Source organism: Bradyrhizobium sp. USDA 372 (genome assembly GCF_053629095.1).
This window is the reverse complement of record NZ_JBRJHR010000001.1, coordinates 6,727,078-6,750,970: the sequence shown is the minus strand read 5'-3', so window position 1 is coordinate 6,750,970 and position 23,893 is coordinate 6,727,078. Positions and strand designations below refer to the sequence as shown.

At 65.3% G+C, this 23,893-nt stretch carries 23 protein-coding genes and 1 pseudogene; 14 read left to right on the top strand and 10 right to left on the bottom strand.

The annotated features are described in order from the left end of the window. The first annotated feature begins 244 nt into the window (after positions 1 to 244). Entirely contained in the window at positions 245 to 643 is a 399-nt protein-coding gene (locus AB7M16_RS31590; protein ID WP_172784064.1) for a hypothetical protein, read from the top strand. 16 nt (positions 644 to 659) lie between these two features. Here the strand turns inward: AB7M16_RS31590 and AB7M16_RS31585 are convergent, their stop codons facing one another. The 6 genes from AB7M16_RS31585 to AB7M16_RS31560 form a co-directional block, all read right to left on the bottom strand. After that, complete coding sequence (locus tag AB7M16_RS31585) at positions 660 to 1,364, bottom strand: ABC transporter ATP-binding protein (RefSeq protein ID WP_260382821.1); 705 nt, start codon at positions 1,362 to 1,364, stop codon at positions 660 to 662. Further along, on the bottom strand, positions 1,348 to 2,079 hold the full coding sequence (locus tag AB7M16_RS31580; protein ID WP_453946338.1) for an ABC transporter ATP-binding protein: 732 nt from the start codon (positions 2,077 to 2,079) through the stop codon (positions 1,348 to 1,350). Before AB7M16_RS31580 ends, AB7M16_RS31585 begins: the two co-directional genes overlap by 17 nt. Next, on the bottom strand, positions 2,076 to 3,056 hold the full coding sequence (locus AB7M16_RS31575) for a branched-chain amino acid ABC transporter permease (RefSeq protein WP_172784061.1): 981 nt from the start codon (positions 3,054 to 3,056) through the stop codon (positions 2,076 to 2,078). The genes AB7M16_RS31580 and AB7M16_RS31575 overlap by 4 nt, the downstream gene beginning before the upstream one ends. After that, a complete protein-coding gene (locus AB7M16_RS31570; protein ID WP_453946337.1) occupies positions 3,056 to 3,934 on the bottom strand; it encodes a branched-chain amino acid ABC transporter permease in 879 nt (292 codons plus the stop codon). The genes AB7M16_RS31575 and AB7M16_RS31570 overlap by 1 nt, the downstream gene beginning before the upstream one ends. 32 nt (positions 3,935 to 3,966) lie before the next feature. Then, positions 3,967 to 5,211 (bottom strand): ABC transporter substrate-binding protein, encoded by a 1,245-nt coding sequence (locus AB7M16_RS31565; protein WP_212254871.1) that lies wholly within the window; start codon positions 5,209 to 5,211, stop codon positions 3,967 to 3,969. 94 nt (positions 5,212 to 5,305) lie between these two features. Continuing rightward, complete coding sequence (locus tag AB7M16_RS31560; RefSeq protein ID WP_453946335.1) at positions 5,306 to 6,121, bottom strand: putative hydro-lyase; 816 nt, start codon at positions 6,119 to 6,121, stop codon at positions 5,306 to 5,308. A 120-nt stretch (positions 6,122 to 6,241) separates the two neighbouring features. On the opposite strand from AB7M16_RS31560, the gene AB7M16_RS31555 reads away from it, so the two are divergent. The 5 genes from AB7M16_RS31555 to AB7M16_RS31535 all read left to right on the top strand — a co-directional run bounded on the left by AB7M16_RS31555 (position 6,242) and on the right by AB7M16_RS31535 (position 11,261). Next, a complete protein-coding gene (locus AB7M16_RS31555) occupies positions 6,242 to 7,159 on the top strand; it encodes a LysR family transcriptional regulator (protein WP_172784058.1) in 918 nt (305 codons plus the stop codon). A gap of 33 nt (positions 7,160 to 7,192) precedes the next feature. Next, positions 7,193 to 8,443 carry an allantoate amidohydrolase gene (locus AB7M16_RS31550; RefSeq protein WP_453946333.1) on the top strand — a complete coding sequence of 417 codons (1,251 nt, stop codon included), beginning with the start codon at positions 7,193 to 7,195 and terminating at the stop codon, positions 8,441 to 8,443. Positions 8,444 to 8,455: 12 nt separating this feature from the next. Continuing rightward, positions 8,456 to 9,367, top strand: a complete 912-nt coding sequence (locus AB7M16_RS31545) for an NAD(P)-dependent oxidoreductase (RefSeq protein WP_453946332.1) — start codon at positions 8,456 to 8,458, stop codon at positions 9,365 to 9,367. An 11-nt stretch (positions 9,368 to 9,378) separates the two neighbouring features. Continuing rightward, entirely contained in the window at positions 9,379 to 10,452 is a 1,074-nt protein-coding gene (locus tag AB7M16_RS31540) for a malate/lactate/ureidoglycolate dehydrogenase (RefSeq protein ID WP_453946330.1), read from the top strand. A gap of 167 nt (positions 10,453 to 10,619) precedes the next feature. Further along, the gene (locus tag AB7M16_RS31535) at positions 10,620 to 11,261 is read left to right on the top strand and encodes a suppressor of fused domain protein (protein ID WP_453946329.1); all 642 of its coding nucleotides are present in this window, start codon (positions 10,620 to 10,622) and stop codon (positions 11,259 to 11,261) included. 199 nt (positions 11,262 to 11,460) lie between these two features. Here AB7M16_RS31535 and AB7M16_RS31530 read toward each other — a convergent pair whose 3' ends face one another. Beyond that, the gene (locus AB7M16_RS31530; protein WP_453946327.1) at positions 11,461 to 12,534 is read right to left on the bottom strand and encodes a tartrate dehydrogenase; all 1,074 of its coding nucleotides are present in this window, start codon (positions 12,532 to 12,534) and stop codon (positions 11,461 to 11,463) included. A 153-nt stretch (positions 12,535 to 12,687) separates the two neighbouring features. On the opposite strand from AB7M16_RS31530, the gene AB7M16_RS31525 reads away from it, so the two are divergent. Next, positions 12,688 to 13,464 (top strand): SDR family oxidoreductase, encoded by a 777-nt coding sequence (locus tag AB7M16_RS31525; RefSeq protein WP_453946326.1) that lies wholly within the window; start codon positions 12,688 to 12,690, stop codon positions 13,462 to 13,464. 126 nt (positions 13,465 to 13,590) lie between these two features. Beyond that, positions 13,591 to 15,009 carry an amidase gene (locus tag AB7M16_RS31520; protein ID WP_453946325.1) on the top strand — a complete coding sequence of 473 codons (1,419 nt, stop codon included), beginning with the start codon at positions 13,591 to 13,593 and terminating at the stop codon, positions 15,007 to 15,009. 151 nt (positions 15,010 to 15,160) lie between these two features. Here the strand turns inward: AB7M16_RS31520 and AB7M16_RS31515 are convergent, their stop codons facing one another. Both AB7M16_RS31515 and AB7M16_RS31510 read right to left on the bottom strand, forming a co-directional pair. Then, on the bottom strand, positions 15,161 to 16,267 hold the full coding sequence (locus AB7M16_RS31515; protein WP_453946324.1) for an amino acid ABC transporter permease: 1,107 nt from the start codon (positions 16,265 to 16,267) through the stop codon (positions 15,161 to 15,163). A gap of 2 nt (positions 16,268 to 16,269) precedes the next feature. Continuing rightward, positions 16,270 to 17,452: pseudogene (locus AB7M16_RS31510) on the bottom strand (amino acid ABC transporter permease). A gap of 88 nt (positions 17,453 to 17,540) precedes the next feature. Between AB7M16_RS31510 and AB7M16_RS31505 the strand changes: the two are divergent. From AB7M16_RS31505 to AB7M16_RS31490, 4 genes are all read left to right on the top strand, one after another. Continuing rightward, positions 17,541 to 18,413 carry a MurR/RpiR family transcriptional regulator gene (locus tag AB7M16_RS31505; RefSeq protein WP_453946322.1) on the top strand — a complete coding sequence of 291 codons (873 nt, stop codon included), beginning with the start codon at positions 17,541 to 17,543 and terminating at the stop codon, positions 18,411 to 18,413. Between the two features lie 3 nt (positions 18,414 to 18,416). Next, positions 18,417 to 19,766 (top strand): aspartate aminotransferase family protein, encoded by a 1,350-nt coding sequence (locus tag AB7M16_RS31500; protein ID WP_453946320.1) that lies wholly within the window; start codon positions 18,417 to 18,419, stop codon positions 19,764 to 19,766. 12 nt (positions 19,767 to 19,778) lie between these two features. Beyond that, positions 19,779 to 20,789: an amino acid ABC transporter substrate-binding protein gene (locus tag AB7M16_RS31495; RefSeq protein ID WP_453946319.1), complete on the top strand. Its 1,011-nt coding sequence runs from the start codon at positions 19,779 to 19,781 to the stop codon at positions 20,787 to 20,789. Between the two features lie 148 nt (positions 20,790 to 20,937). Next, on the top strand, positions 20,938 to 21,588 hold the full coding sequence (locus AB7M16_RS31490) for an aspartate/glutamate racemase family protein (RefSeq protein WP_453946318.1): 651 nt from the start codon (positions 20,938 to 20,940) through the stop codon (positions 21,586 to 21,588). On the opposite strand, the gene AB7M16_RS31485 is transcribed toward AB7M16_RS31490, so the two are convergent. Then, positions 21,585 to 22,232 (bottom strand): TetR family transcriptional regulator, encoded by a 648-nt coding sequence (locus tag AB7M16_RS31485; RefSeq protein WP_439363816.1) that lies wholly within the window; start codon positions 22,230 to 22,232, stop codon positions 21,585 to 21,587. The two genes, AB7M16_RS31490 and AB7M16_RS31485, sit on opposite strands and share 4 nt — an antisense overlap. A gap of 139 nt (positions 22,233 to 22,371) precedes the next feature. On the opposite strand from AB7M16_RS31485, the gene AB7M16_RS31480 reads away from it, so the two are divergent. Continuing rightward, positions 22,372 to 22,581, top strand: a complete 210-nt coding sequence (locus tag AB7M16_RS31480; RefSeq protein WP_018648108.1) for a ferredoxin — start codon at positions 22,372 to 22,374, stop codon at positions 22,579 to 22,581. Between the two features lie 57 nt (positions 22,582 to 22,638). After that, the gene (locus AB7M16_RS31475; RefSeq protein ID WP_453946317.1) at positions 22,639 to 23,862 is read left to right on the top strand and encodes a cytochrome P450; all 1,224 of its coding nucleotides are present in this window, start codon (positions 22,639 to 22,641) and stop codon (positions 23,860 to 23,862) included. Positions 23,863 to 23,893 lie beyond the last annotated feature (31 nt).

Sequence of the window (23,893 nt, the reverse complement as noted above, 5' to 3'; positions counted from 1 at the left end):
GAATCCCTCCGCGGAAAGACTCTGGATTGCTTCGCTACGCTCGCAATGACGTAGGATGTGGCGACGGAGAAGCCCGCATGAGCGGAGCGATATGCGGGACCAGCGGCCCCGGATATCGCTTTGCTCATCGGCTACGACACCGTCTGACACTGCCGGAATTGATTTGCATAACCGGGATCTCGAGCACATGATCCCCCTGTAATTGACTGAAGGAGTTGTTTCATCGATCGCCAGGAGAATTGTCATGGATTTCAAAGTATCCTGCACCCTCCTCTCTGCCGCCTGCTTTATTGCCCTGCCACTTTCCGCAAGCGCGCAGACGTCTACGCGCGGCGTCCCCGATCTCAAGGTCGAGGCCAACTGCAAGGCAACTCAGGAGATCGACAAGTCGCTGACCGAACCGCAGTCCTACGAGGCCTGCATGAGCGACGAGCAAACCGCACAGCAACAGCTCGGGCCCATCTGGCCGACAACGCCGGAGACAATTCGCACCCAATGCACCACCGAGGCCTCCGCCGGTGGCATCGAAAGCTATGTCGACCTGCTCTCCTGCATTCAGATGTATGGCTTCGGGCAACCCTCGGCACCCGCGTCAACGCTGCGCGGCGCAAGCAAGAATCGGAACAAGAAGCAATCGGGATAGGGATCGTAGCGAGCGGCTACAATCCGAGATACGCCTTCCTCACGTCGGGATTGCCCTTGATCTCCGCGGACCGGCCCTGCATCAGCACGCGGCCGGTCTGCAGGATGTAGGCGCGGTCGGCGATCTCCAGGCACTCGGCCATGCGCTGCTCGACGATCAGCACCGTCATTCCGGCGTCGCGGATGCGCTTCACCGCCTGGAAGATCTCGTCCACCAGTTTCGGCATGATTCCTTGCGAGGGCTCGTCCAGCATCAACAGCCGCGGCCGCGTCATCAGGGCGCGGCCGATCGCGAGCATCTGCTGCTCGCCGCCAGAGAGCGTCTCGGCGCGCTGCTCCAAACGCTCCTGAAGGCGCGGAAACAGGTTGAAGACGAGATCGAGCGGCCCTTCGCGGTCCGCCTCGCCGCGGTAGAGATAGCTGCCGAGACGCAGATTGTCGCGCACCGACAGGCGCGGGAACAGGCGGCGGTTTTCCGGCACATAGGCGATGCCGGTGGCCGTGATGTGATGCTGCGCCATGCCGTCGAGGCGCTTGCCGTCGAACGTCACGGTGCCCGAACGCGGGCGTTCGGCACCGGCGATGGATTTGAGCAACGTCGACTTGCCCGCGCCGTTGGCGCCGGCGACGCAGACGATCTCGCCCTTCTCCACCTCGATCGAGACCGCGGAGATCGCGACCAGGCCCTGATAGGCGGTGGTGACTTCACGCACCGACAGCATGACGATCTCCCAGATATGCCTTGATCACCTTGGGATCGCGCACGACGTCGGCGGGCTTGCCCTCGACCAGCACCTTGCCGAGGTCGAGCACAATGGCGCGGTCGACCAGCGGCATCACGATCTCCATGACGTGCTCGACCATCAGCACGGTGATGCCGGCATCGCGCACCTTGCGCACCAGGGCAACGCCGGTCTGCGCCTCGGTCGGCGTGAGGCCAGTGAGGCACTCGTCGAGCAGCAGCAGCTTCGGTTCGGTCGCAAGCGCCCGTGCGACTTCGAGGCGGCGCTTTTCGGCCGGCACCAGGTCGCTCGCGAGCACGTCGGCGCGCGCGGCGAGCCCGGTGAATTCCAGCACCTCGTGCGCCTTGCGGCGCGCCTCACGCATCACGGTGTTGCGCACGAGAGCGCCGACGATGACGTTGTCGATGACCGTCATCGTCTCGAAGCTCTTGACCACCTGGAAGGTGCGCCCGATCCCGCGCTGGCAGCGCGCGGCCGCCGGCAGAGTGGTGACGTCCTCGCCATCGAACCAGATCGAGCCTTGCGTCGGCGGCAGCACGCCGGCGATCAGATTGAACAGCGTCGACTTTCCAGCGCCGTTCGGGCCGATCAGGCCGACGATCTCGCCGCGGCCGACCGAGATCGAGACGTCGCTGTTGGCGATCAGACCGCCGAAGCGCTGCCAGACGCCGCGGGTTTCGAGCAGCGCGGTCATCGCGTGGCCTCCTTGCGCCGGCGCGAGAACAGGCCGACCAGCCCTTCCGGCCGCGCGAGCGCGATCAGGATGATCAGCGCGCCGTAGACGATGAGGTCGACGCCGCGGCCGGAGCCGCCGATATAGGAGCGCGTCAACTCGGTGATCGGGATCAGGATGACGGCGCCAAGCAGCGGCCCCCACAGCGTGCCGATGCCGCCAAGCACTGCCGGCAGCGCCATCAAGAGCGAGAACTGGAAGCCCATGACGCTTCCGGGATCGATGTAGGAAACGAACTGCGCATAGAAGCTGCCGCCGACCGCGACCAGGAAGGCGGAGACCGCCGCCGCGCCCATCTTCGAATTGAACACGACGACGCCGAGGCTCTCGGCCGCCTGCGGGTTGTCCTTCACTGCGCGCCACCAATAGCCCCATTTGGAATCTTCCAGCCACCAGGTGACGAACCAGGCAACGCAGGCGAGCACCAGCGCGAAGTAGAAGTATGGCAGTTTCGAGCGCGTGAACTGGAATTTCAGCCAGCTGTCGCCGCGCACGGGAATGTCGATGCCGAGGGCCGCACCGGCCCAGTCCCAGTTCTGGATCAGCAGCAATCCGATCTCGGCGATCACGATGGTGGCGATCGCAAAGTAGTGGCCGCCGAGGCGGAAGCAAGGATAGCCCAGCGCCATCGCGATTGCGGCGGAGATCAACCCGCCGGCGATCATGCCGAACCAGGGCAGCACGCCGAACTTGGTGAACAGCAGCGCGGTGGTGTAGGCACCGAGCCCGAAATACAGCGCGTGTCCGAGCGATATCTGCCCGCAATAGCCGGACAGGATGTTCCAGCTCTGCGATAACGCCGCGTACATCAGCGTCAGCACCATGATGTTCTGGACGTAGACGTCCTTGACGAACAGCGGCACGATCGCGGCGACGGCCGCAAGTCCGGCGGCGGTAATGAGGTCGCGGCGGCGCCGCGCGACGAATTGCTTGTCCATCACATCGACCCGAACAGGCCACGCGGCCGAATGAACACGACGAGCAGATAGACCGCGTAAATGCCGACCGACTTCAGCGATGGCGGCAGGATCAACGCGGTGGTGGCTTCGACCAGGCCGACGACGATGCCGCCGGCGAAGGCGCCGAACACGCTGCCAAAGCCGCCGAGCGCGACTGTGACATAGGCGATCAGCGCAAAGGACGCGCCGACGTCGGGATAGATGTAGAAGAAGGTTGCCATGATGGCGCCGGCAAGCCCGACCAGCGCACCGCCGAGGCCCCAGCCGAGCGCGAACACGCGGTTCTTGTCGATGCCGACGAGGGCCACCGCGCCGGGATCTTCACGGGTCGCTTCCAGCGCGCGGCCGAAATCGGTGCGGTTGATGAACAGATAGAGCCCGCCGAACGCGGCGATCGCGACCAGCGCGCCGAACAGCTGCGGCTGCGGCAGGTAGATCCCGGCGACCGATACCGTCTTGCCGCCGAGCCATGAGTTGGGAACGCTGCGGTAGTCGGCAGTGAAGAACAGCTGCGCGAGGCCCCGCATCACGATGGCGAGGCCGAAGGTGGCGAAGATCTGCACCATGCCGACATTGGCCTTGGCACGCATCGCAAACCGCACGATCAGGAGATAGACCGCCGCCCCCAGGACAAACAGGGCGGCGGCGGCCAGCGGCGCCGACAGCAGTGGATCGATCGCGAAGAACGTGAACAGGAAGAATATCACGTACATCGCCAGCATCAGGAATTCGCCATGGGCGAAGTTGACGACGTCCATCAGGCCAAAGATCAACGCCAGGCCGACGGCGATCAGTCCGTAAAGCAGCCCCATCAGCAGGCCGCTCGCAAGACTCTGGATAATCGTTTCTGCTGTCACGTCGCTTCGTCCCCCGCCCGCAACCTGATCGCTTACTTCATCGGCCAGACTGCATCGGCCACCGCCGCCTGCGACGGGAAGATGGTGACGAACTTGCCGCCGACATATTGCAGCAGGACCGGATCGGCATCGTTGTTCTGGCCCGATTCGTCGAACTTGACGCGCTTCCAGGGCATGATGGTCTGCTCGCCCGGCATCTCGGTCGCGGCCAGCGCGTCACGGATCTTCTCGCCCTCGGTGGATTTGGCGCGGTTGATGGCGTCAGCCATGATGATCATGGCCATGAACTGGCGCGACGTATTGTCGTTGAGATCCTTGCCCGACTTCGCCTTGAACAGATCGTTGATCTTGCCGACCATCGGCCGCTTGGCGGCGAGATCGAGCGAGAAGCTGCCGCGGGTGATCGCACCCTCGAGCTTGTCGCCGACTGCGTCGTACAGCGCCTTCTCGGAGAAGCCGGCGGCCTGCGCCACGATGGCGTTCGGCTTGTAGCCGAGTTCGGCCATGGTCTTGACCAAGAGGATGCCGTCGGTGGTGTAGCTGGAAGGCATCAGCACGTCGGCATTGGCGGCCTTGAGCTGCTGCACCTCGGCCGACAGCGACGGCGAGTTGGCGCGGTACTTGATGTCGGCGACGATCTTGTAGCCGCGCTCGGTCGCGAGCTTGGTCTGCGCGTTGGCGGAGTCGGTGCCGAAGATGGTATCTTCGTGGAACAGCGCCAGCGTGTTGGCCTTGGCGCCCTTCTTCTTCATCGCATCGAGGAAGTCGAACATCCCGGCCGAGAACATCTCGTCATGCGGCGAGGCGCGGAAATAATACTTCAGGCCACGGCGATGCAGGCTAGGCGAGGAGTTGTCCGCTGAGATGAACGGGGTCTGGTAGCGTTCGCAGATCTGGCTGATCGTCACCGCAACCGCGCTTTGATAGGAACCGAGGATGGCGCAGACCTTTTCCTGCGTAATCAGCCGCTCGGCTTCGGCGCGCCCCTTCTGCGGATCGCCCTGGGTGTCGGCATAGACAATACGGATCTTGGCACCGCCGAGACCGGGCAAACCTACGCCCTTTGCCAGCGGAAGATCGAAATCCTGGTCGTTATTGATGATGTCGATCGCGGTCTCGAAAGCACGCTGCGCATCGACACCCACCTGCGCGCCGGAGCCCGACAGGGGATAGGTTGCGCCAATCACCACTTCAGACGTTTGCGCGCGCGCAGCTAATGGCAGCAGCGCAGCGGCGGCGGTGGCTCCGAGCAGTACATCGCGGCGAGTCATCGTCATTGGCTAAAGTCCCCTGTTATCCGAATTTTTGCGCGTATCGAATGAAGCGATTGGCAAAGAGCGTAAAGCCCGAAGAAACAGCAAACGCTGCCTACTAAATCACGGCCATGGTCTTGTTCTTCAGATCCGTCACCAGCATCAGGCCGGGCGAATGCGTGATCGCGAACGGCAGCTTCGCGGCGTTGATAACCGATTGCGGCGTCACGCCGCAGGCCCAGAATACCGGAATCTCGTCTTCGGCAACAGGTACGGGATCGCCGTAGTCGGGCTTGGCAATATCCTTGATGCCGATCAGATGCGGATGGCCGAGATGCACGGGCGCACCGTGCACGGCGGGATAGCGCGAGGTGATCTGCACCGCGCGGATCGCATCGGCCGGCTTGAACGGGCGCATCGACACCACCATGGGGCCGGCGAACGGACCTGATACGCCGCAGGCGATGTTGGTGCGGTACATCGGCACGCGCACGTTCTTCTCGATGTGGCGGATCGGCATGCCCTCCTCGAGCAGCGCCTCCTCGAATGAGAACGAGCAGCCGAGCACGAAGGTAACGAGGTCGTCGCGCCAGTAGCTCTTCACGTCGGTCGGCTCGTCCACGACCTCGCCGTCGCGCCAGACACGGTAGCGTGGCACGTCGGTGCGGATGTCGAGGTCGGTGCCGAGCGAAGGGATGTAAGGGCTGCCGACGTCGGACATGCCGATGATCGGGCACGGCTTGGGATTGAGCTGGCAGAAGCGGTGAAAGGCGCCGGCATATTCCGCCGGCAGGATCGCCAGGTTGCCCTGGACACATCCGGGGGCGACGCCGGCGGTGGAGGCAACCAGCCCCTCGCGGTAGGCGAGCCGGGCCTTGCGGCTCGGGAGGGTGTCGGGTGTTTCAGTTTGCTGCGCTGCCACCAAAACAGTCATGTGATCGACCTGCCTATAAACTCGACAAAGACAAACCAACACCAAGCGTGCTATAAAGTCTAATCGTCGTTTCTAATCAATCTCGATAAATATGATTTATCGATCGGGAAAATCCTTCCAATGCTGGACTTCAGGTCGATCGAGACGTTCCTGTGGGTTGTGAAGCTCGGCAGCTTCCGCGGCGCCGCGCAACGACTCAACACCACCCAGCCGGCGATCTCCCAGCGCATCGCCCAGCTCGAGCGCGAGATGGGCGTGAAGCTGCTGAACCGCGATCATCGCGTGGCGTCACCGACACCGAGCGGCCGGCAGATGATGGTCTACGCGGAGAAGCTGATCGGCCTGCGCGCTGCGATGATGGCGGAGATCGGCGACCGCTCGGCGATGCGCGGCGTGATGCGGCTCGGCGTCGCCGAAACCATCGTGCACACCTGGCTGCCGCGGCTGGTCAAGAGCGTGAACGAAATCTATCCGAACCTGTCGCTGGAGATCGAGGTCGACATCACGCCGAATCTCACCGCGCGCCTGCTCGCGCAGGAGATCGAGCTCGCTTTCGTCGTCGGACCGCTGTCCGCCTCCGGCGTGCACAACCGCGTGCTCGCCGATTATCCGATCGGCTTTCTCGCAAGTCCTTCGCTCGGGCTCGGCAAGGGCCCGCTGACGCCGGCGGAGCTCGCGCGGTTTCCGATCATCACCTTCCCGCGCAAGACCAAGCCTTACGAGGTCGTGCGGGAGGTGTTCGACCGGCCCGAGCTGCCGCCGATCCGCCTGCACGCGTCCGCCTCGCTGGCGACCGTCATCCACATGGCGGTCGAGGGACTCGGCATCGCCGTGATTCCCGACGCCATCGTCGAGAACGAGCTCGCCGACGGGCGCCTGCAGCTGCTCGACACCGACCTCGCCATCGCACCGCTGACGTTCACCGCGAGCTGGCTCGCCTCTCCCGACGTCGTCGCCGTGGAGCGCGTCGCCGAGCTTGCACGGCAAATTGCGCAGAGCAGCCTCGCGGTTGACGCGCCCGCACAGGCGCGTCATTGAAAAAGGCGCCGGACAAAAAGAGAGAACGACCGCATGAGCCGAGCCGCCACCAACCTGCAAATCGATTCCGCCCGCCTGTGGGGCTCCATCCACGAGACCGCGCAATTCGGCGCGACGGCCAAAGGCGGCGTGCGGCGGCTGACGCTGAGCAGCGAAGACAAGCAGGTGCGCGATTGGTTCCGCAAGGCCTGCGAGGATGCCGGACTGGACGTCCACGTCGATGCGCTCGGATCACAGTTCGGCCTGCGCAAGGGCCGCGACATGTCGAAGCTGCCCGTCGGCATCGGCTCGCACCTCGACACCCAGCCGACCGGCGGCAAGTATGACGGCATCCTGGGAACGCTCGGCGCGCTGGAGGTGATCCGCACGCTGAACGATGCCGGCATCGAGACCGAGGCGCCGATCTGCGTCGTCAACTGGACCAACGAGGAAGGCTCGCGCTTCGCACCTGCGATGATGGCCTCCGCCGCCTATGTCGGCGACTTCACCACCGACGACATTTTGTCGCGCAAGGATATCGATGGCACCACCGTCGGCCAGGCGCTCGACAGCATCGGCTATCGCGGCGACAAGCCGGTCGGCTTTCAGAAGCTCGGCTGCTTCGTCGAGCTGCACATCGAGCAGGGTCCAATTCTGGAGGCGGAAGGCAAGACCATCGGCGTGGTCGATTCCGGCCAGGGCGTGCTCTGGTACGACGGCAAGATCTCCGGCTTCGAGAGTCATGCGGGCTCGACGCCGATGCCGCTGCGGCGCGATGCGCTGGCGACCTTGTCCGAAATCGTGCTGGCGATGGAGTCGATTGCGAAGAAGCACGGACCGAACGCGGTCGGCACCATCGGCGAGGCCGTGATCGCCAATCCCTCGCGCAACGTCATTCCCGGGGAGATCGCCTTCACCATGGATTGCCGCAGTGCCGACGGCGCCATCATGGATGCGCTCGATCGCGATCTGCGTGCGGCAATCGCCGAGATCGGCGTGCGCCGCAAGGTCGAGGTCAAGATCGATCTCGTCTGGCGCAAGCCGCCGACGCATTTCGATCCGAAGCTGATTGCTGCCGTCGAGAATGCCGCGACGACGCTCGGCTATTCCTCGCGCCGCATCACCTCCGGCGCCGGCCACGACGCCTGCAACCTCAACACGGTCATGCCGGCCGCGATGGTGTTCGTGCCCTGCAAGGACGGCATCAGCCACAACGAGCTGGAGGATGCGACGCAAGGCGACTGCGCCGCGGGCACCAACGTCCTCATGCATACCGTGCTGGCGATCGCCGGCGTCGCGTCCTGACCGGAGAGAATTATGCGCGGAGTTTTCGTCGACGCCAATGAATCGTTGGCCGTGATCATGGAGCGGCTGGAGAAGCCCGGTGATCCCAAGGTGCGGATCAACAGGAACCCCGACATCACACCCGAGCAATATCCGGAAGTTCTCGACGGCGCCGAGATCGCGATCGTCGACCACACCGCACTGCCGACCGAGGTCGCGAAGAAATGTACCGGGCTGAAGCACGTCGTGTTCCTCGGCACCGGCGCGCGCAGCTACATGAATCCGGAAGAGCTCGCCGAGCTCGGCATCTCCGTGCATCTGATCAAGGGCTACGGCGACACGGCGGTTGCGGAATCCGCGATCGCGCTGATGTGGGCGTCGGCCCGCGTCATCGCGATGATGGACCGCGAGATGCGGGCCGGGAACTGGCTGCGCGAGGACGGCATGCAGCTCACTGGCAAGACGCTCGGCCTGATCGGCTTCGGCGGCATCGCCGCGGAGGTCGCGCGCATTGCGTCCGGCAGCGGCATGAAGGTGATCGCCTGGAACCGCTCGCCGAAGAGCCATCCCGCCGTCGAATTCACCGACCTCGACAGCGTGCTGGCGAGAAGCGACGTGGTGTCGTTGCACCTGCTGCTCAACGACGAGACGCGCGGCATGATCACGCGCGAGAAGATCTTCGCCATGAAACGCGGCGTCATCCTCATCAACACCGCCCGCGCCGCTGTGGTCGACGAGGCCGCCATGATCGACGCGCTGAAGTCGGGCCATATCCGCCACGCCGGCCTCGATGTCTTCAACATCGAGCCCCTGCCCGGCGATCATCCGCTGACGAAGCTGCCGAACGTGACGCTGTCGGCGCATTCGGCCTTCCGAACGCCGGAGGCGAGCGAGAACCTGATTGAAGCGGCGCTGGTTCACTGCCGCCGGATCGTGAAGGGGTAAGAGCAACAACAATGGCCGACTATCGCATCATCAAGGCTGAGCCGCTCACCAATGTGGTCCGCGCCATCGTCAAGGCCGGCGGCTCCTCGGAGCGCGAGGCCGAGCTTGTCGCGACCAACCTCGTCGAGGCCAATCTGAGGGGACATGACTCCCACGGCGTCGGCATGATCCCGCGCTATGTCCAGAGCGTCACCAATGGCGGCCTTGCCGTGAACCAGCACGTCAAGATCGTGCTCGACACCGGTCCGCTCCTCACGCTCGACGGCCTCACCGGCTATGGCCAGGTGATCGGTCATGAGGCGATGGAGTTGGCGGCTGAGCGCGCCAAGCGCAACGGTGTGTGTCTCGTCGGCCTCTCCAACTCGCACCACATTGGCCGCATCGGCCACTGGGCCGAGCAGTGCATCGACCACGGGCTGGTCTCGATCCACTTCGTCAACGTGATCTCGCGGCCGATCGTGGCGCCCTGGGGCGGCAGCGATGCGCGTCACGGCACCAACCCGTTCTGCGTCGGAATCCCGCGCGCCGGCAAGGAGCCCATCGTGCTCGACTTCGCCACCAGCAGGATCGCGCAGGGCAAGACCCGCGTCGCCCACAACAAGGGCGTCGCGCTGGAGCCCGGCACCATCATCGACAATGAAGGCAAGCAGACGACCAACCCGCGCTACACCGTGATTCCGCCGTACGGCGCCATCCTCCCCTTCGGCGAGCACAAGGGTTCGGGACTCGCGCTCGTGTGCGAGATCCTCGGCGGTGCGCTCTCCGGCGGACAGGTGGTCAAGGGTCCGTCCGAGGGCAAGTACAACGTCCTCAACGGCATGCTCTCGATTGTCATCGACCCGACCAAGCTCGGCACCGCCGAAAACCTCGCGCGCGAGGTCGAAAGTTTCGTCGCCTGGCACACCGGCTCACCGCCCGCGCCCGGGGTCGACAAGGTGCTGATCGCCGGCGACCCGGAACGCGAGACCAGGAAGAAGCGCCTTGCCGAAGGCATTCCAGTCGATCCAACGACGTGGCAGGAGATTCTGGAGGCCGGGAAGAAGTTCGGGCTGGATCAGGCTGCGATCGAGAAGATCGCAGGCTAGTTGCGACCGCAGCGCATCCTCAGCGTCGTTACGACCTCATGGATGATTGCGCACGGGAGTGTGGACGACGGCGAAGCATCGGCTCGCCCGCGGGGCGAATTTGAACCGGCCCGCGTTGCCTCGCGACAACGCGGATATCCCGGCTCAAATCCGCTTTCGAGGTTCACATGCTCTCCCGTCTCGCAAAGTTCATGTCCGGCTCCGCCGAGCCATCACCCGCAGCCGACCTCTACCGGCAACGGCTCGCCATCTATGAGAGCGAGCTTGGCGAGCCCGAGCACACGTTCGCGGACAACGCAGAGCGCCGGATCGACATCCACGCCTTCGGCCGCGATTTCGTCCCGGTCTGCCGGGAGGGCTCCGACGAAGGCTATGTCCTCCTGACCAACGGCATGAGCGAGCAACGGATGCACGGTGTCCCAGGGGACGCGAAGCCACGAGCCGAGCTGATGTGGTACGTCCGCGAGCCGACCGAGGAGGTCTGGGCCAATCTGCGCTGGCTGGCCAATCTGCCGTTCATCGACACGACCTGGTTGGGCTTCGGCCATCGCGTCGCGCTTCCGTGGCCGCCGGTTGCGGGAACAGACTTCCAGACGTTCCTGTTTCTCACACCGATCATCGGCCCCGACAAGGAGATCGCCGAGGCGTTGGAGATCGCGGGCGATCCCGTGGAGATCTTGACCGTGAACCTGATCTCGCAGCAGGAGCTCGCGCTGATCAAGTCCAGGGGACTCGACCCGTTTCTCGACCTGCTCGATGACAACGACTACCCGCCGATCTTCGATCCGGCGCGGAAATCGTATGTTTGAGGCCTAAGCCAAAAGCACTGCTGCCCTTCCCTTCTCCCCTTGCGGGAGAAGGTGGCGCGAAGCGCCGGATGAGGGGTTCTCTCGGCGAGCAATTCTGCGAATGATAGATCTGTCTCCGCGGAGACAGACCCCTCACCCGTCTCGCCGCTGCGCGGCGAGCCACCCTCTCCCACAAGGGGAGAGGGAAAGATCGACCGCCTCAGTCCACCATCTCGGCGACCGCCTTGCCGCACGCCGTCGTGTCGGCATTGCCGCCGAGATCCTTGGTGCGCAGCGTGCGTTCAGCCAGCGTGCGCTCGATCGCCTCGACGATCGACTTGCCGGCTTCCTTCTCGCCGAGATGCTCGAACATCATCGCGCCGGACCAGATCGCGCCGATCGGGTTGGCGATGCCCTGACCTGCGATGTCGGGTGCCGAGCCGTGCACCGGCTCGAACACCGAGGGAAAATCGCCTTCGGGATTGATGTTGCCTGACGGCGCGATGCCGATCGTGCCGGTGCAGGCCGGGCCGAGATCGGAGAGGATGTCACCGAACAAATTCGAGCCGACCACGACGTCGAACCAGTCCGGATGCAGCACGAAGTTCGCCGTCAAGATGTCGATGTGGTACTTGTCCCACTTCACGCCCGGAAACTTCTTGGCCATCGCCTCCACGCGCTCGTCCCAATAGGGCATGGTGATGGAGATGCCGTTGGACTTGGTCGCCGAGGTCAGGTGCTTCTTGGGCCGCGACTGCGCGAGCTCGAAGGCGAATTTCAGGATGCGGTCGACGCCGGTGCGGGTCATCACCGTCTGCTGCGTCACGAACTCGCGGTCGGTCTCCGGGAACATGCGGCCGCCGACCGAGGAATATTCGCCTTCGGTGTTCTCGCGCACCACCCAGAAATCGATGTCGCCGGGCTTGCGCCCCGCCAGCGGCGACGGCACGCCGGGCATCAGCCGCACCGGGCGCAGGTTGACGTACTGGTCGAACTCGCGGCGGAACTTGATCAGCGAGCCCCACAGCGACACGTGGTCCGGGATCTTGGCCGGCCAACCGACCGCGCCGAAATAGATCGCATCGTGCTTGCCGATCTTCTCCTTCCAGTCATCCGGCATCATCTGGCCGTGCTTTTCGTAATAGTCCCAGGACGAGAAGTCGAAATGGTCGAAATGCAGCGAGACGTTGTGCTTCTTCGCCGCCGCCTCCAAAACGCGCAGGCCTTCCGGCATCACCTCCTTACCGATGCCGTCGCCGGGAATGACCGCGATCCGGTATTGTTTCTTGCTCATCGAGAACGTCCTTGGTTGGTCCGGCAGTCGCCGCCTTCTGACTGCACTGCAATGGACCAAACGCGGCGGCAGTGCAACGCTGCACTGCAATGTTGACCATGGCGCGGGCGAGCGCCTACTGATTTGATCCTGTTCCCACGAACGAGTACCCCCATGGATCTGCATCTGCGCGGCAAGCGCGTCCTGATCACCGGCGCGTCCAAGGGCATTGGCGCAGCCGCTGCCGAGGCCTTCGCCGAGGAAGGCGCGCATCTCCTCCTCGCGGCGCGCAGCGGCGATCAGCTCAAGGCGCTGGCCGACCGCTTGCGCGCCGCGCACCAGATCGACGCCGCAACGAGCATCGTCGATCTGCGCAAGGAGGACGACGTGGCCCGGCTGGCGAAAGAAGCCGCCGACATCGACGTGCTCGTCAACAATGCCGGCGACATCCCCGGCGGCTCGATCGACAAGATCGACGAGGCGGCCTGGCGGCACGCCTGGGAATTGAAGGTGTTCGGCTATATCAACCTGACGCGCTACATATACGCGCAGATGAAAGCCAGGGGCGGCGGCGTCATCGTCAACGACATCGGCGCGGCCGGCGAAAAGTTCGACGCCAACTACATCTGCGGCAGCGCCGGCAATGCGGCGCTGATGGCGTTCACCCGGGCGCTCGGCGGCAAGAGCCTCGCCGACAACATCCGCGTCGTCGGCATCAATCCCGGCCCCGTCGGCACCGACCGCCACGTCACCCTGCTGAAGACGCGGGCCAGGCACCAGTTCGGCGACGAAGGCCGCTACAAGGAATTCCAGAAGAGCCTGCCGCTCGGCAGGCCCGCGCACGCGCGCGAGATCGGCGACCTCATGGCGTTCCTCGCCTCGGATCGCGCCGGCTATACCTCGGGCGTGATCTACACGGTCGACGGCGGCATCAGCGCGGGGTGGGGATAACATTATCCTCGTCATTGCGAGCGCAGCGAAGCAATCCAGGAATGCCTCTGTAGCAACCAGTCTGGATTGCTTCGTCGCTTCGCTCCTCGCAATGACGAGCTGCGAATAAGCACAGGAGTAAGCTAATTGTCCCAAGATCTGATCCGCGAAACCGCCTGCACCGTCGTCGACAAGCTGCGCTCCGGCGACGTCTCGCCGCTCGAGCTCTTGGACGTGCTGGAGAAGCGCATCAAGCAGGTCGACGGCAAGGTCAACGCGCTGCCGACGCTGTGCTTCGATCGCGCGCGGGAGAGCGCGAAGACACTTATGCAGAAGCCGGCGGGTGCGCGCGGACTGCTCGCCGGGCTGCCGGTTCCGATCAAGGATTTGACCGATGTCGCGGGCGTGTTGAACACGCAGGGCTCGCCGATCTTCAAGGACAACATCCCCGCGAAGTCCGACCTCATGGTCGAGAACCTCGAGGCCAACGGCGCGGTCGTCTACGCCAAGTCGAACACGCCGGAATTCGGCGCCGGCGCCAACACGTTCAACGAGGTGTTCGGCGCGACGCTCAATCCCTGGGATACGAGGAAATCGGCCGCAGGCTCCTCCGGCGGCGCGGCGGTGGCACTGGCGACCGGCATGGCTTGGCTCGCCCAGGGCTCCGACATGGGCGGGTCGTTGCGCAGCCCCGCGGCCTTCTGCGGCGTCGTCGGCATGCGGCCGAGCATCGGCCGCGTCGCGCATACTCCGAAGTCCGGCATCGATCGCAATCTCGGCGTGGTCGGCCCGATGGCGCGCAACGTCGAGGATCTCGCGCTGCTGCTGGATGCCATGAGCGGCGACTATGCCGACGATCCGCTGTCGCTGCCGGCTCCGGCAACCTCGTTCCTGTCGGCGGCCCAGGCGGGCAAGAGGCCGAAGCGCATCGCCTATTCGCCCGATCTCGGTATCACGCCGGTCGATCCCGAAGTGAAGGCGATCACGCGCAAGGCAGCCGAACGTTTCGCGGAGGCGGGCGCCATCGTCGAGGAGGCGCATCCGGACTGGCGCGAGGCGCATGAATGCTTCCACGTGCTGCGCGCCTTCGATTTCGCGATCACCAAGGCCAATCTGCTGCGCACCAAGCGCGACCTGCTCAAGCCCGAGGTGATCTGGAACATCGAGGAAGGCCTCAAGCTCACGGTCGAGCAGCTCGCGCGCGCCGAGGCGCAGCGCGTCGGCATGACGGCGCGGGCGGTCGAGTTCTTCAAGAGCTACGATCTGCTGCTGACGCCGACCACGATCGTGCCGCCCTTTCCGATCGAGCATCGCTATGTCGCCGAATGCGCCGGCAAGAGGTTCGACAATTACGTCGAGTGGCTCGGCATCGTCTACGCCATCACGCTGGCCTGCTGCCCCTCGCTGTCGCTGCCGTGCGGCTTCACGGCGACGGGCCTGCCGGTCGGTGTGCAGGTCGTCGGCGCGCCGCATGCCGATGCGCAGGTGATTGCCGGGGCGAAGGTGCTGGAGGATATCCTGGGCCTGCGCGCGACGACGCCGATCGATCCGAAGGTGAAGAACTAGCCGCGCTCTCGTGCCCCGGACGCAGTGCAGCGCTTCTTCAGCGTTGCGCTGCAGAGCCGGGGCCCATCTCTCCGCGACCTCCCCTGCAGCCCTGGGTCCCGGCTCTGCGGCGCAGCGCTGAAGCGCTGCACCTTGTCCGGGACACGAGGCCTCACTTCCCGCGCGTCGCCTCCAGGCTCCGGCTGTAGCGCGACATCGCAAAGCAGAAGACGAAGTAGATCGCGGCAACGAAGATATAGACTTCGACGGAAAACTGCTGCCAGGCGGGATCGATGATCGCGGTCTTGGCCGTCGTCAGCAGGTCGAATATGCCGATGATCAGCACCAAGCTGGTGTCCTTGAAGAAGGCGATGAAGGTGTTGACCAGCGGCGGGATGACGTGGCGGATCGCCTGCGGCAGGATGATCAGCCGGTGCTTGCGCCAGTATGACAGGCCGAGCGCATCGGCGGCTTCATATTGCCCACGCGGCACCGCCTGGAGCCCGCCGCGGATCACTTCGGCGAGGTAGGCGCCGGCGAACAGGATGATCGCGATCTGCGCGCGCAGCAGCTTGTCGATGTTGAATCCGGCCGGCATGAACAGCGGAAACATCACGCTGGCCATGAACAGCAGGCTCACCAGCGGCACGCCACGGATCAGCTCGACATAGAGCACGCTGAGCGAGCGGATCGCCGGCAGTTTTGAGCGCCGGCCGAGCGCGACCAGGATGCCGAGCGGAAAGCCGAAGGCGAGGCCGAACGTCGCCAGGATCAGCGTGACCGGCAAGCCGCCCCAGCGATCCTGCGAGACGAAGGACAGGCCGAACACGCCGCCCCACATCAGCACGCTGATCAGCGCCAGTGCACCGATCCAGAGATAGACCAGCTCGCGCCGCCACAGCGCGCGGCGGGTCGAGAGGGTGTACAGCGCAATGAACAGCACGACCGATAGCGCCGGCCGCCACTGCTCGTCGAACGGATAGGTGCCGAACAGGATGAAGCGGTACTTTTCGGGGATGATGGCCCAGCAGGCGCCGAGGCCGCGCGCGGCGCGACAGGCGCTGGAATCGTTTGTGGGCGTCAGCCAGACCGCGTTGGCGATACCCCATTGCACGAAGCTGAAAATACCCTTGGCGAGCAGCGCCAGCAGCAGGACGGTGAGGATCCCATTCGGGATCGAGGAGAACAGGTTCTTGCGCAGCCAGTGCAGCACCGGATTGCCAGGCTGCGGACGGCGGGCAGCTCGGGGCGCCTCCGGCATGTCGGTGATGGCCGTCATGATCAGCGCTCCACCAGCGCGATACGCGAATTGTACCAGTTCATGAAGAAGCTGATGGACAGGCTGATGGTCAGGAACACCGCCATGATCAGCGCGATTGCTTCGATCGCCTGCCCGGTCTGGTTCAGCGTGGTGTTGGCGATCGAGACGACGTCCTGGTAGCCGATCGCGACCGCGAGCGAGGAGTTCTTGGTCAGGTTGAGATACTGGCTCGTCATCGGCGGCACGATGACGCGCAGCGCCTGCGGCAGGATGATCTGCCGCAGCATGAAGCTGCGGCGCAGGCCGAGCGCGTTGGCGGCATCCCACTGGCCGCGCGGCACGGACTGGATGCCGCTGCGCACGATCTCTGCGATGAAGGCCGAGGTGTAGGTCACCAGTGCGATCAGCAGCGCGAAATATTCCGGCGCGAGCGTCAGCCCGCCGACGAAATTGAAGCCGCGCAGCTGCGGCCACTCGATGGTCCAGGACACGCCGAGCACCAGCGAGACCGCGGCCGGCACCGCGACGATGAGGCCGAGCGCAGACGGCCAGACGGGCCGCGGCTTGCCGTCGCGCATCTGCTGCGCGACCAGCCACCGACGGAAGAGGAAGAACACCGCGCAGCCCAGCAGCGCGGTGCCGAGCACCGTGAGCTGCGGCGGCCCGAACGGCATCGCCGGCAGGGATCAGGCCGCGATTGGACAGGAACACGCCCTCGACGGGCCGCCACGCGGCGCGTGCAGCCGGCAGCGCCTGCATCAGCACGTACCAGAACAGCAGCTGCAGCAGCAGCGGGATGTCGCGGAGCGTTTCGACATAGACCGCCGCAAGCCGCGACAACAGCCAGTTGGCCGACAGCCGCGAGATCCCGATCAGCGTGCCCAGGACCGTTGCGAGCACGATGCCGATCACGGCTACGCGCAAGGTGTTGGCGACGCCGACGACGAAGGCCCAGAGATAACTATCCCTCGGATTGTAGGCGAGCAGGCTGTCGGCAATCGGCATGCCGGCCTCGCGGCCGAGAAAGGCGAAGCCGGTGGTGATGCGCCGCGCCGAGAGATTGGTAACGGTGTTGGACCAGAGGAAGGCGATCACCCCGACCGCGATGCCGACCACCAAGACCTGCCAGAACAGGCCCTTCAATTCGTTGCGCCCGAGCACGAAGCGGCGACGCGGCGGTGCTCTGGGATGATCGGCGGTCACAGCACAAAAATCCTTCTTCAAATGCAGCGATTTCCGGCGACGCACGTCAAGTGTTGCACCGAACTGAAATTCATGCAACAAATGTTTCATGGCCGAGCCCGCGAAATCCTCGCCCCTGAGCGAACTGCGCATCGCATTGCCATCGCTCCCCCTGCGCTTGCAGGAGGTCGGCCGTTTCGTCGCCGCCAATGATTACGACGCCACCACACGTTCGATGCGCGATCTCGCGGCGGAAGCCGGCGCCGATCCCGCCGCGTTCACGCGGCTTGCGAAGGCGATCGGCTATTCCGGATGGGACGAGCTGCGCGCGGCGCTGACCGAGGCGCGCCGGCCATCGCAGACCGCGCCCTTCTCCGGCCGCACAAGAGGCCGCCGTCACGGGCCGAACGCCGATGTTACGCTCGTCATCGACAAGCTCGAGGCCGAGGCCGCGGGCCTTCCACGCATCCCGGCCCAGCCGATCGCGGAAGCGGCGCGCGCGCTGCACGAGGCCAAGCGGATCTGGATCGCGGGCTACCGCAGCTGCCGCAGCGTCGCGGAGCTCCTGAATTATGAGCTGCGCCTGTTCCGGCCCGAACAGGTGCAGCTCGTGGGCACGTCCGGGCCTGATGATCTCGATCTCGGCGCGTTCCGGCCCGAAGAAGCCGTCATCGTCATCGGCTTCCTGCCCTACACCCATGCCAGCGTCCGCGTCGCGCAGGCCGCTCATCGCAGCGGCGCAACGCTGGTCGCGATCGCGGACAGCCTCGCGGCACCGATGGCCGAGGGCGCCGATCACGTGCTGCTGTTCGAGGCGGCCTCCTCGCCCGGCTTTTTCCCCAGCCTCACCGGCGCGATCGCGATCGCGCAGTCGCTCGCGGCGGTCACGTTCTCGCTCGGCGGCGCCGCCGCGAAGAAGCGTCTGGAAAATACCGAGGTGCGGCTCAGTGCTGCCTCCACCTACGTCTCGGAGAAAGGTTGACCCATGAGCACCCGCACCAGCCGCGTGCTGCATCGCTCGCTGCGCGAAACGCCGCCCAAGGCGATCGGCGGCGAAGGCGTTTATCTCTTCGCCGAGGACGGGCGTCGCATCATCGATGCCTCCGGCGGCGCGGCGGTCTCCTGCCTCGGCCACCAGCATCCGCGCGTGATCGCGGCGATGGCCAGCCAGGCCTCGACGCTGGCCTATGCCCACACCGCCTTCTTCTCTTCCGAGCCGGCCGAAGCGCTGGCCGAGCGGCTGGTCGGGCATGAGCCCGGCGGTCTCGCCTACGCCTATTTCGTCAGCGGCGGATCGGAGGCGATCGAAGCCAGCATCAAGCTGGCGCGGCAATATTTCATCGAGCGCGGCCAGCCGCAGCGGCAGCATTTCATCGCGCGGCGGCAGAGCTATCACGGCAACACGCTCGGCGCGCTCGCCGCCGGGGGCAATGCCTGGCGTCGCGCGCCCTATGCGCCGCTGCTGTCGAGCGCTTTCAGCCACGTCACGCCGGCGTTCGCCTATCACGAGAAGCGCGAGGGCGAGTCGGATGCGCAGTTCGTCGCGCGCCTCGCCGCCGAGCTCGAAGCCGAGTTCCAGCGGCTCGGCTCCGACACCGTGGCGGCCTTCCTCGCCGAGCCCGTCGTCGGCGCCACCGCCGGCGCCGTGACCGCCCCGGACGGCTACTTCAATGCGGTGCGCGAGATCTGCGACCGGCACGGTGCGCTGCTCATTCTCGACGAGGTCATGTGCGGCATGGGCCGCACCGGCACGACGCATGCCTGGGAGCAGGAAGGTGTCGCACCCGATATCCAGGCAATCGCAAAGGGGCTCGGTGGCGGCTATCAGCCGATCGGGGCCATGCTCGCAAGCGGCAAGATCATCGACGCCATCCGCTCGGGCTCGGGCGCATTTCAGCACGGCCACACTTATCTGGCACACCCCCTCGCCTGCGCCGCCGCGCTCGCGGTGCAGGATGTGATCCGCGACGACGGTCTGCTCGACCGCGTGAAGGAGCGCGGCAAGCAGCTCGAGCAGCGCCTGACGGAGCGTTTCGGCAATCACCGCCATGTCGGCGACATCAGGGGCCGAGGCCTGTTCTGGGCAATCGAGCTCGTCGCCGATCGCGCTAGCCGCGCCGCGTTCGATCCGGCGCTCAAGCTGCACCAGAAGATCAAGGCCGAAGCCTTCGCGAACGGGCTCGGCTGCTATCCGAGCGGCGGCACCGTCGATGGTGTGCGCGGCGACCACGTGCTGCTCGCACCGCCCTATATCGCCTCGGCGGACGAAATCGACCTGATCGTCGACAAGCTCGGCACGGCCGTCGACAACGTGTTGCGTAGTGTCAATCACTGAGGGGAGAGTGGTATGAGGAAAGTGGTTATCGCAGCGGGCCTGCTCGCGGCATCGACGGTGATGGCGTCGGCGGCGACGCTCGATACGGTGAAGAGCCGCGGCACCCTGGTGTGCGGCGTCAGCGCCGGTTTTGCCGGCTTCTCGGCGCCGGACTCGCAGGGCAATTACAAGGGTCTCGACGTCGATTATTGCCGCGCGCTGGCGGCGAGCGTGCTCGGCGACCCCACCAAGGTGCGCTACGTCTCGTTGACGGCACAGAACCGCTTCACCGCCTTGCAATCGGGCGAGATCGACGTGCTCTACCGCAACTCGACGCAGACCTATTTGCGCGGCGTAACGCTCGGCCTGCGGCAGGGCCCGATCAACTTCTACGACGGCCAGGGTTTTGTCGTGAAGAAGGACCTCGGCGTGAAGGAGCTGAAGGACCTCAAGGGTGCCACCGTCTGCGTCGCGCAGGGCACCACGCACGAGGTCACGCTCGGCGATTACGGCCGCGCCAACGGCATCGACTGGAAGCCGCTGGTGTTCGACCGCATCGACACCATGTACCAGACCTTCTTCGGCGGCCGCTGTGATGCCATGACCCAGGACGCTTCCGCCCTCGCCGGCGCGGTGACCACCGCAGCGCCGAACGCGGCCGACTATATCGTGCTGTCGCAGACCATCAGCAAGGAGCCGCTCGGCCCCTTCACCCGCAACGGCGACGAGGTCTGGAGCGACATCATCACCTGGCTGCATTACGGCCTGATCGAGGCCGAGGAGCTCGGCGTCACGCAGGCCAATGTCGATGAGATGACGAAGTCGCAGACGCCCGCGATCCAGCGGCTGCTGGGCGCCAGCGGCGATCTCGGCTCGCGACTCGGGCTCGACAACAAATGGCTGGTCACGGCGATCAAGGCCGGCGGCAATTACGGCGAGATTTTCGAGCGGAATGTCGGCAAGGCGAGCCCGCTCAAGCTCGATCGCGGCCTCAACGGCCTCTGGAGCAAAGGCGGCTTGATGTACGCCATTCCGTTCAAGTAAAGGTGCCCTGTGTCCCGGACGCGCTGCAGCGTGCAACGCTGCTGCGCAAAGCCGCGACCCAGCAAGGACAATGGGCCCCGGCTCTGCAGCGCAATACTGCGCATTGCGCTGCGTCCGGGGCACGAGACCTCCGAGGTAGTCAACTTCAATGACGACGTCCCCTCGCATCGCCCTGATCCACGCCCTCAAACATTCCATCGCCCCGATCGAGGCGGCGTTTGCGCAGGCGTGGCCCGAGGCGCGGCTGATGAACCTGCTCGACGACAGCCTGTCTGCAGACCTGGCCCGCGACGGCACGCTCACTGATGCCATGACCGAACGCTTCCTGGCGCTCGGCGACTACGCGGCGGCGACGGGAGCGGATGGCATCCTGTTCACCTGCTCCGCCTTCGGCCCCTGCATCGAGGCCGTCGCGCGCGCGCATGCGCCGATGCCGGTGCTCAAGCCGAACGAGGCCATGATCGAGAGGGCGGTGACCATGGGCCAGCGCATCGGCCTGCTCTCGACCTTTCCGCCGACGCTGGCATCGATGCCGCCCGAGTTTCCCGCTTCGGTCGAGATCGTGCCGAAACTTGCCGAAGGCGCACTGGCCGCGCTCGACCGCGGCGACCGCGCCACGCATGACCGGCTGATCGCAGACGCCTCAAGGAGCTTGCGCGATTGCGACGTCATCGCGCTGGCGCAATTCAGCATCGCCGCGACCGCGCCGCTGGTTGCCGAGGCCACGGGCCGCCCCGTCGTGACCACGCCGGACAGCGCGGTCGAGAAGCTGATGAGGCTGTTGAAGGTGAAGGCTTAAGCGCCGGCCTTGGTCCGACGCCGCGCATCCTTGATCGCGACCGCAAGCGCAGCCTTGGTCTCGTTGACGAAATCCTCGACCAGCTCCTCGCGCGTGGCGTGCGCCGCCTCGCCGGTGAACAGGCCCTGCTCGGCCAGCATGACCACCCCGTGCAGCGCCGCCCAGATCTTGAGCGCCTGCCGCTCGCGCAAATAACCCACGGCGGGCGCTTCCAAAGCTTCGATGACGAGCGCAAAGGTCTCCCGCGTCGCTGCGTGCAACTCGCTGCCCTTGGCCGCGCAGGACACCGTGCGCGAGGCGAACATCAAGCGGTAGATGCCATTCCGGCGCAGACCGAAATCGAGCGTCGCCTGTGCGAGCCGCGAGAGCTTCGATTGCTTCGATTGCTTTGCCATCGCTTCGCGCAACAGCGCTGAGAGCTGCCGGAATGCTTCCGCGGTGACGGCGGCGAGCAGCGCCTCGCGGTCGGCAAAATGCCGGTACGGCGCCGGCTGCGAGACGCCGAGCTTCTTGGCAAGCGCCTTGATGCTGATCGCCTCGGCGCCGCCCTGCTCCGCCTCGTGCAGCGCGGCCTCGATCAGCGCATCGCGGAGATCGCCATGGTGGTAGGTCTTCTCGGGCTTGCGGGCTGGTCGTGAACGCATGTCGGGGCGAAGCCTATAAGTTTGCGCTTGACAGGGGAAGCCCGCCGCGAATGTAATAGCATATAACTTAAACAAAACCGGGATGAGGAAACGCGCCGCCCTTCGGGCCCTCGCGCGCACACGACCAAGGAAGCCGAAAATGGCAGAGCGACTGAAGGTTCACGTCGATCCGGACAAATGCCAGGGCCATGCCCGCTGCAAGGCGCTCGCGCCGGAGCTTTTCGAGCTCGACGAATACGGCAACGCGCACGAAGCCGGCGACGGCACCGTCCCGCCGGGGCTCGAGGACAAGGCCTGGCTTGCGAAGTCCAACTGTCCGGAAATCGCAATCGATGTGATCGAGGAATAACGCGGCCGCGGCCGCCCCGCGTGCTTTCAGCGAACACGAGCCAAGGGATTCCCTGCCATGTCCGATGTCGACCAGCCCGCCGCCCATCCGCCCGTGACCGACTGGGTCCATGACTTCGACCACACCGATCCGCAATGGACGGAGGACCCCTTCCCGATCTGGGACGAGCTGCGAGCCGCAAGCCCCGTGGTGCACACGAAACGCTTCCTCGGCTGCTACCTTCCGACGACCTATCAGGCCGTGCGCGAGATCGCCAACGACTCCGAGCACTTCTCCTCACGCCGCATCATCGTCCGTGACGTGCGGCCGGAAATCGCCAGCCGGAACGCGGCCCCGCCGATCACCTCCGATCCGCCCGAGCACAAGCCGGCCAAGCAATTGTTGCTGCCGCCCTTCACGCCGGATGCGATGAAGAAGCTCGAGCCGCGGGTCCGCGCCATCTGCAACGAGCTGATCGACGACTTCATCGCCGAGCGGCGAGTGGACGCTGCGGCGCGCTACACCAAGCACATTCCGGTTCGGGCGATCGCGCACATGCTCGGCATTCCCGAGAGCGACAGCGACCTTTTCATCAATTGGATCCACATGATCCTCGAGCTCGGCATCAGGGACGAGAGCAAGCTGCTCCAGGCCGTGCAGGAGATGACGGCCTATTTCGGCGGCCACATCGAAGCGCGCAAGAACAAGCCCACCGACGACCTGATCTCCTACCTGATGAACGCCAAGGACAAGAACGGCAATCCGCTCGAGGACAGCCATGTGATGGGCTCGCTGCGCCTGCTGCTGATCGCCGGCATCGACACCACCTGGAGCGCGATCGGCTCCTCGCTCTGGCATCTTGCGAAGACGCCGGCCGACCGCGAGCGGCTGATCGTCGAGCCCGGGCTGATCCCGACCGCCGTGGAGGAGCTGCTGCGCGCCTATTCCCCGGTGACGATGGCGCGCGAGGTGGTCAAGGAGACCACGGTGTCCGGCTGTCCGGTCAAGCCGGGCAATATGGTGCTGCTGTCCTTCCCGGCCGCCAACCGCGACCCCAAGATGTTTCCGGACGCTGACAAAGTCGTGATCGACCGGCGTGAGAATCGCCACGCCGCCTTCGGTCTCGGCATCCACCGCTGTGTCGGTTCCAACCTCGCGCGCATGGAAATGCAGGTGGCGCTGGAGGAATGGCTGAAGCGGATTCCCGACTTCCGGCTCGATCCGGCAGGCACCGTGACCTGGTCACAGGGAACGGTGCGAGGCCCACGCCAGTTGCCATTTTTGCTCGGAAAGGCGATGTAAGCCTTCCCGAAGCGAAGGAAGCGGACAGGCC

What these genes read in the sequence shown, in the direction of transcription:
- AB7M16_RS31590 (WP_172784064.1), top strand. Translation starts at nt 245, where the DNA reads ATGGATTTCAAAGTATCCTGCACCCTCCTCTCTGCCGCCTGCTTTATT.
- AB7M16_RS31585 (WP_260382821.1), bottom strand. Translation starts at nt 1,364, where the DNA reads ATGCTGTCGGTGCGTGAAGTCACCACCGCCTATCAGGGCCTGGTCGCG.
- AB7M16_RS31580 (WP_453946338.1), bottom strand. Translation starts at nt 2,079, where the DNA reads ATGACCGCGCTGCTCGAAACCCGCGGCGTCTGGCAGCGCTTCGGCGGT.
- AB7M16_RS31575 (WP_172784061.1), bottom strand. Translation starts at nt 3,056, where the DNA reads ATGGACAAGCAATTCGTCGCGCGGCGCCGCCGCGACCTCATTACCGCC.
- AB7M16_RS31565 (WP_212254871.1), bottom strand. Translation starts at nt 5,211, where the DNA reads ATGACGATGACTCGCCGCGATGTACTGCTCGGAGCCACCGCCGCCGCT.
- AB7M16_RS31560 (WP_453946335.1), bottom strand. Translation starts at nt 6,121, where the DNA reads ATGACTGTTTTGGTGGCAGCGCAGCAAACTGAAACACCCGACACCCTC.
- AB7M16_RS31555 (WP_172784058.1), top strand. Translation starts at nt 6,242, where the DNA reads ATGCTGGACTTCAGGTCGATCGAGACGTTCCTGTGGGTTGTGAAGCTC.
- AB7M16_RS31550 (WP_453946333.1), top strand. Translation starts at nt 7,193, where the DNA reads ATGAGCCGAGCCGCCACCAACCTGCAAATCGATTCCGCCCGCCTGTGG.
- AB7M16_RS31545 (WP_453946332.1), top strand. Translation starts at nt 8,456, where the DNA reads ATGCGCGGAGTTTTCGTCGACGCCAATGAATCGTTGGCCGTGATCATG.
- AB7M16_RS31540 (WP_453946330.1), top strand. Translation starts at nt 9,379, where the DNA reads ATGGCCGACTATCGCATCATCAAGGCTGAGCCGCTCACCAATGTGGTC.
- AB7M16_RS31535 (WP_453946329.1), top strand. Translation starts at nt 10,620, where the DNA reads ATGCTCTCCCGTCTCGCAAAGTTCATGTCCGGCTCCGCCGAGCCATCA.
- AB7M16_RS31530 (WP_453946327.1), bottom strand. Translation starts at nt 12,534, where the DNA reads ATGAGCAAGAAACAATACCGGATCGCGGTCATTCCCGGCGACGGCATC.
- AB7M16_RS31525 (WP_453946326.1), top strand. Translation starts at nt 12,688, where the DNA reads ATGGATCTGCATCTGCGCGGCAAGCGCGTCCTGATCACCGGCGCGTCC.
- AB7M16_RS31515 (WP_453946324.1), bottom strand. Translation starts at nt 16,267, where the DNA reads ATGACGGCCATCACCGACATGCCGGAGGCGCCCCGAGCTGCCCGCCGT.
- AB7M16_RS31505 (WP_453946322.1), top strand. Translation starts at nt 17,541, where the DNA reads ATGGCCGAGCCCGCGAAATCCTCGCCCCTGAGCGAACTGCGCATCGCA.
- AB7M16_RS31500 (WP_453946320.1), top strand. Translation starts at nt 18,417, where the DNA reads ATGAGCACCCGCACCAGCCGCGTGCTGCATCGCTCGCTGCGCGAAACG.
- AB7M16_RS31495 (WP_453946319.1), top strand. Translation starts at nt 19,779, where the DNA reads ATGAGGAAAGTGGTTATCGCAGCGGGCCTGCTCGCGGCATCGACGGTG.
- AB7M16_RS31490 (WP_453946318.1), top strand. Translation starts at nt 20,938, where the DNA reads ATGACGACGTCCCCTCGCATCGCCCTGATCCACGCCCTCAAACATTCC.
- AB7M16_RS31485 (WP_439363816.1), bottom strand. Translation starts at nt 22,232, where the DNA reads ATGCGTTCACGACCAGCCCGCAAGCCCGAGAAGACCTACCACCATGGC.
- AB7M16_RS31480 (WP_018648108.1), top strand. Translation starts at nt 22,372, where the DNA reads ATGGCAGAGCGACTGAAGGTTCACGTCGATCCGGACAAATGCCAGGGC.
- AB7M16_RS31475 (WP_453946317.1), top strand. Translation starts at nt 22,639, where the DNA reads ATGTCCGATGTCGACCAGCCCGCCGCCCATCCGCCCGTGACCGACTGG.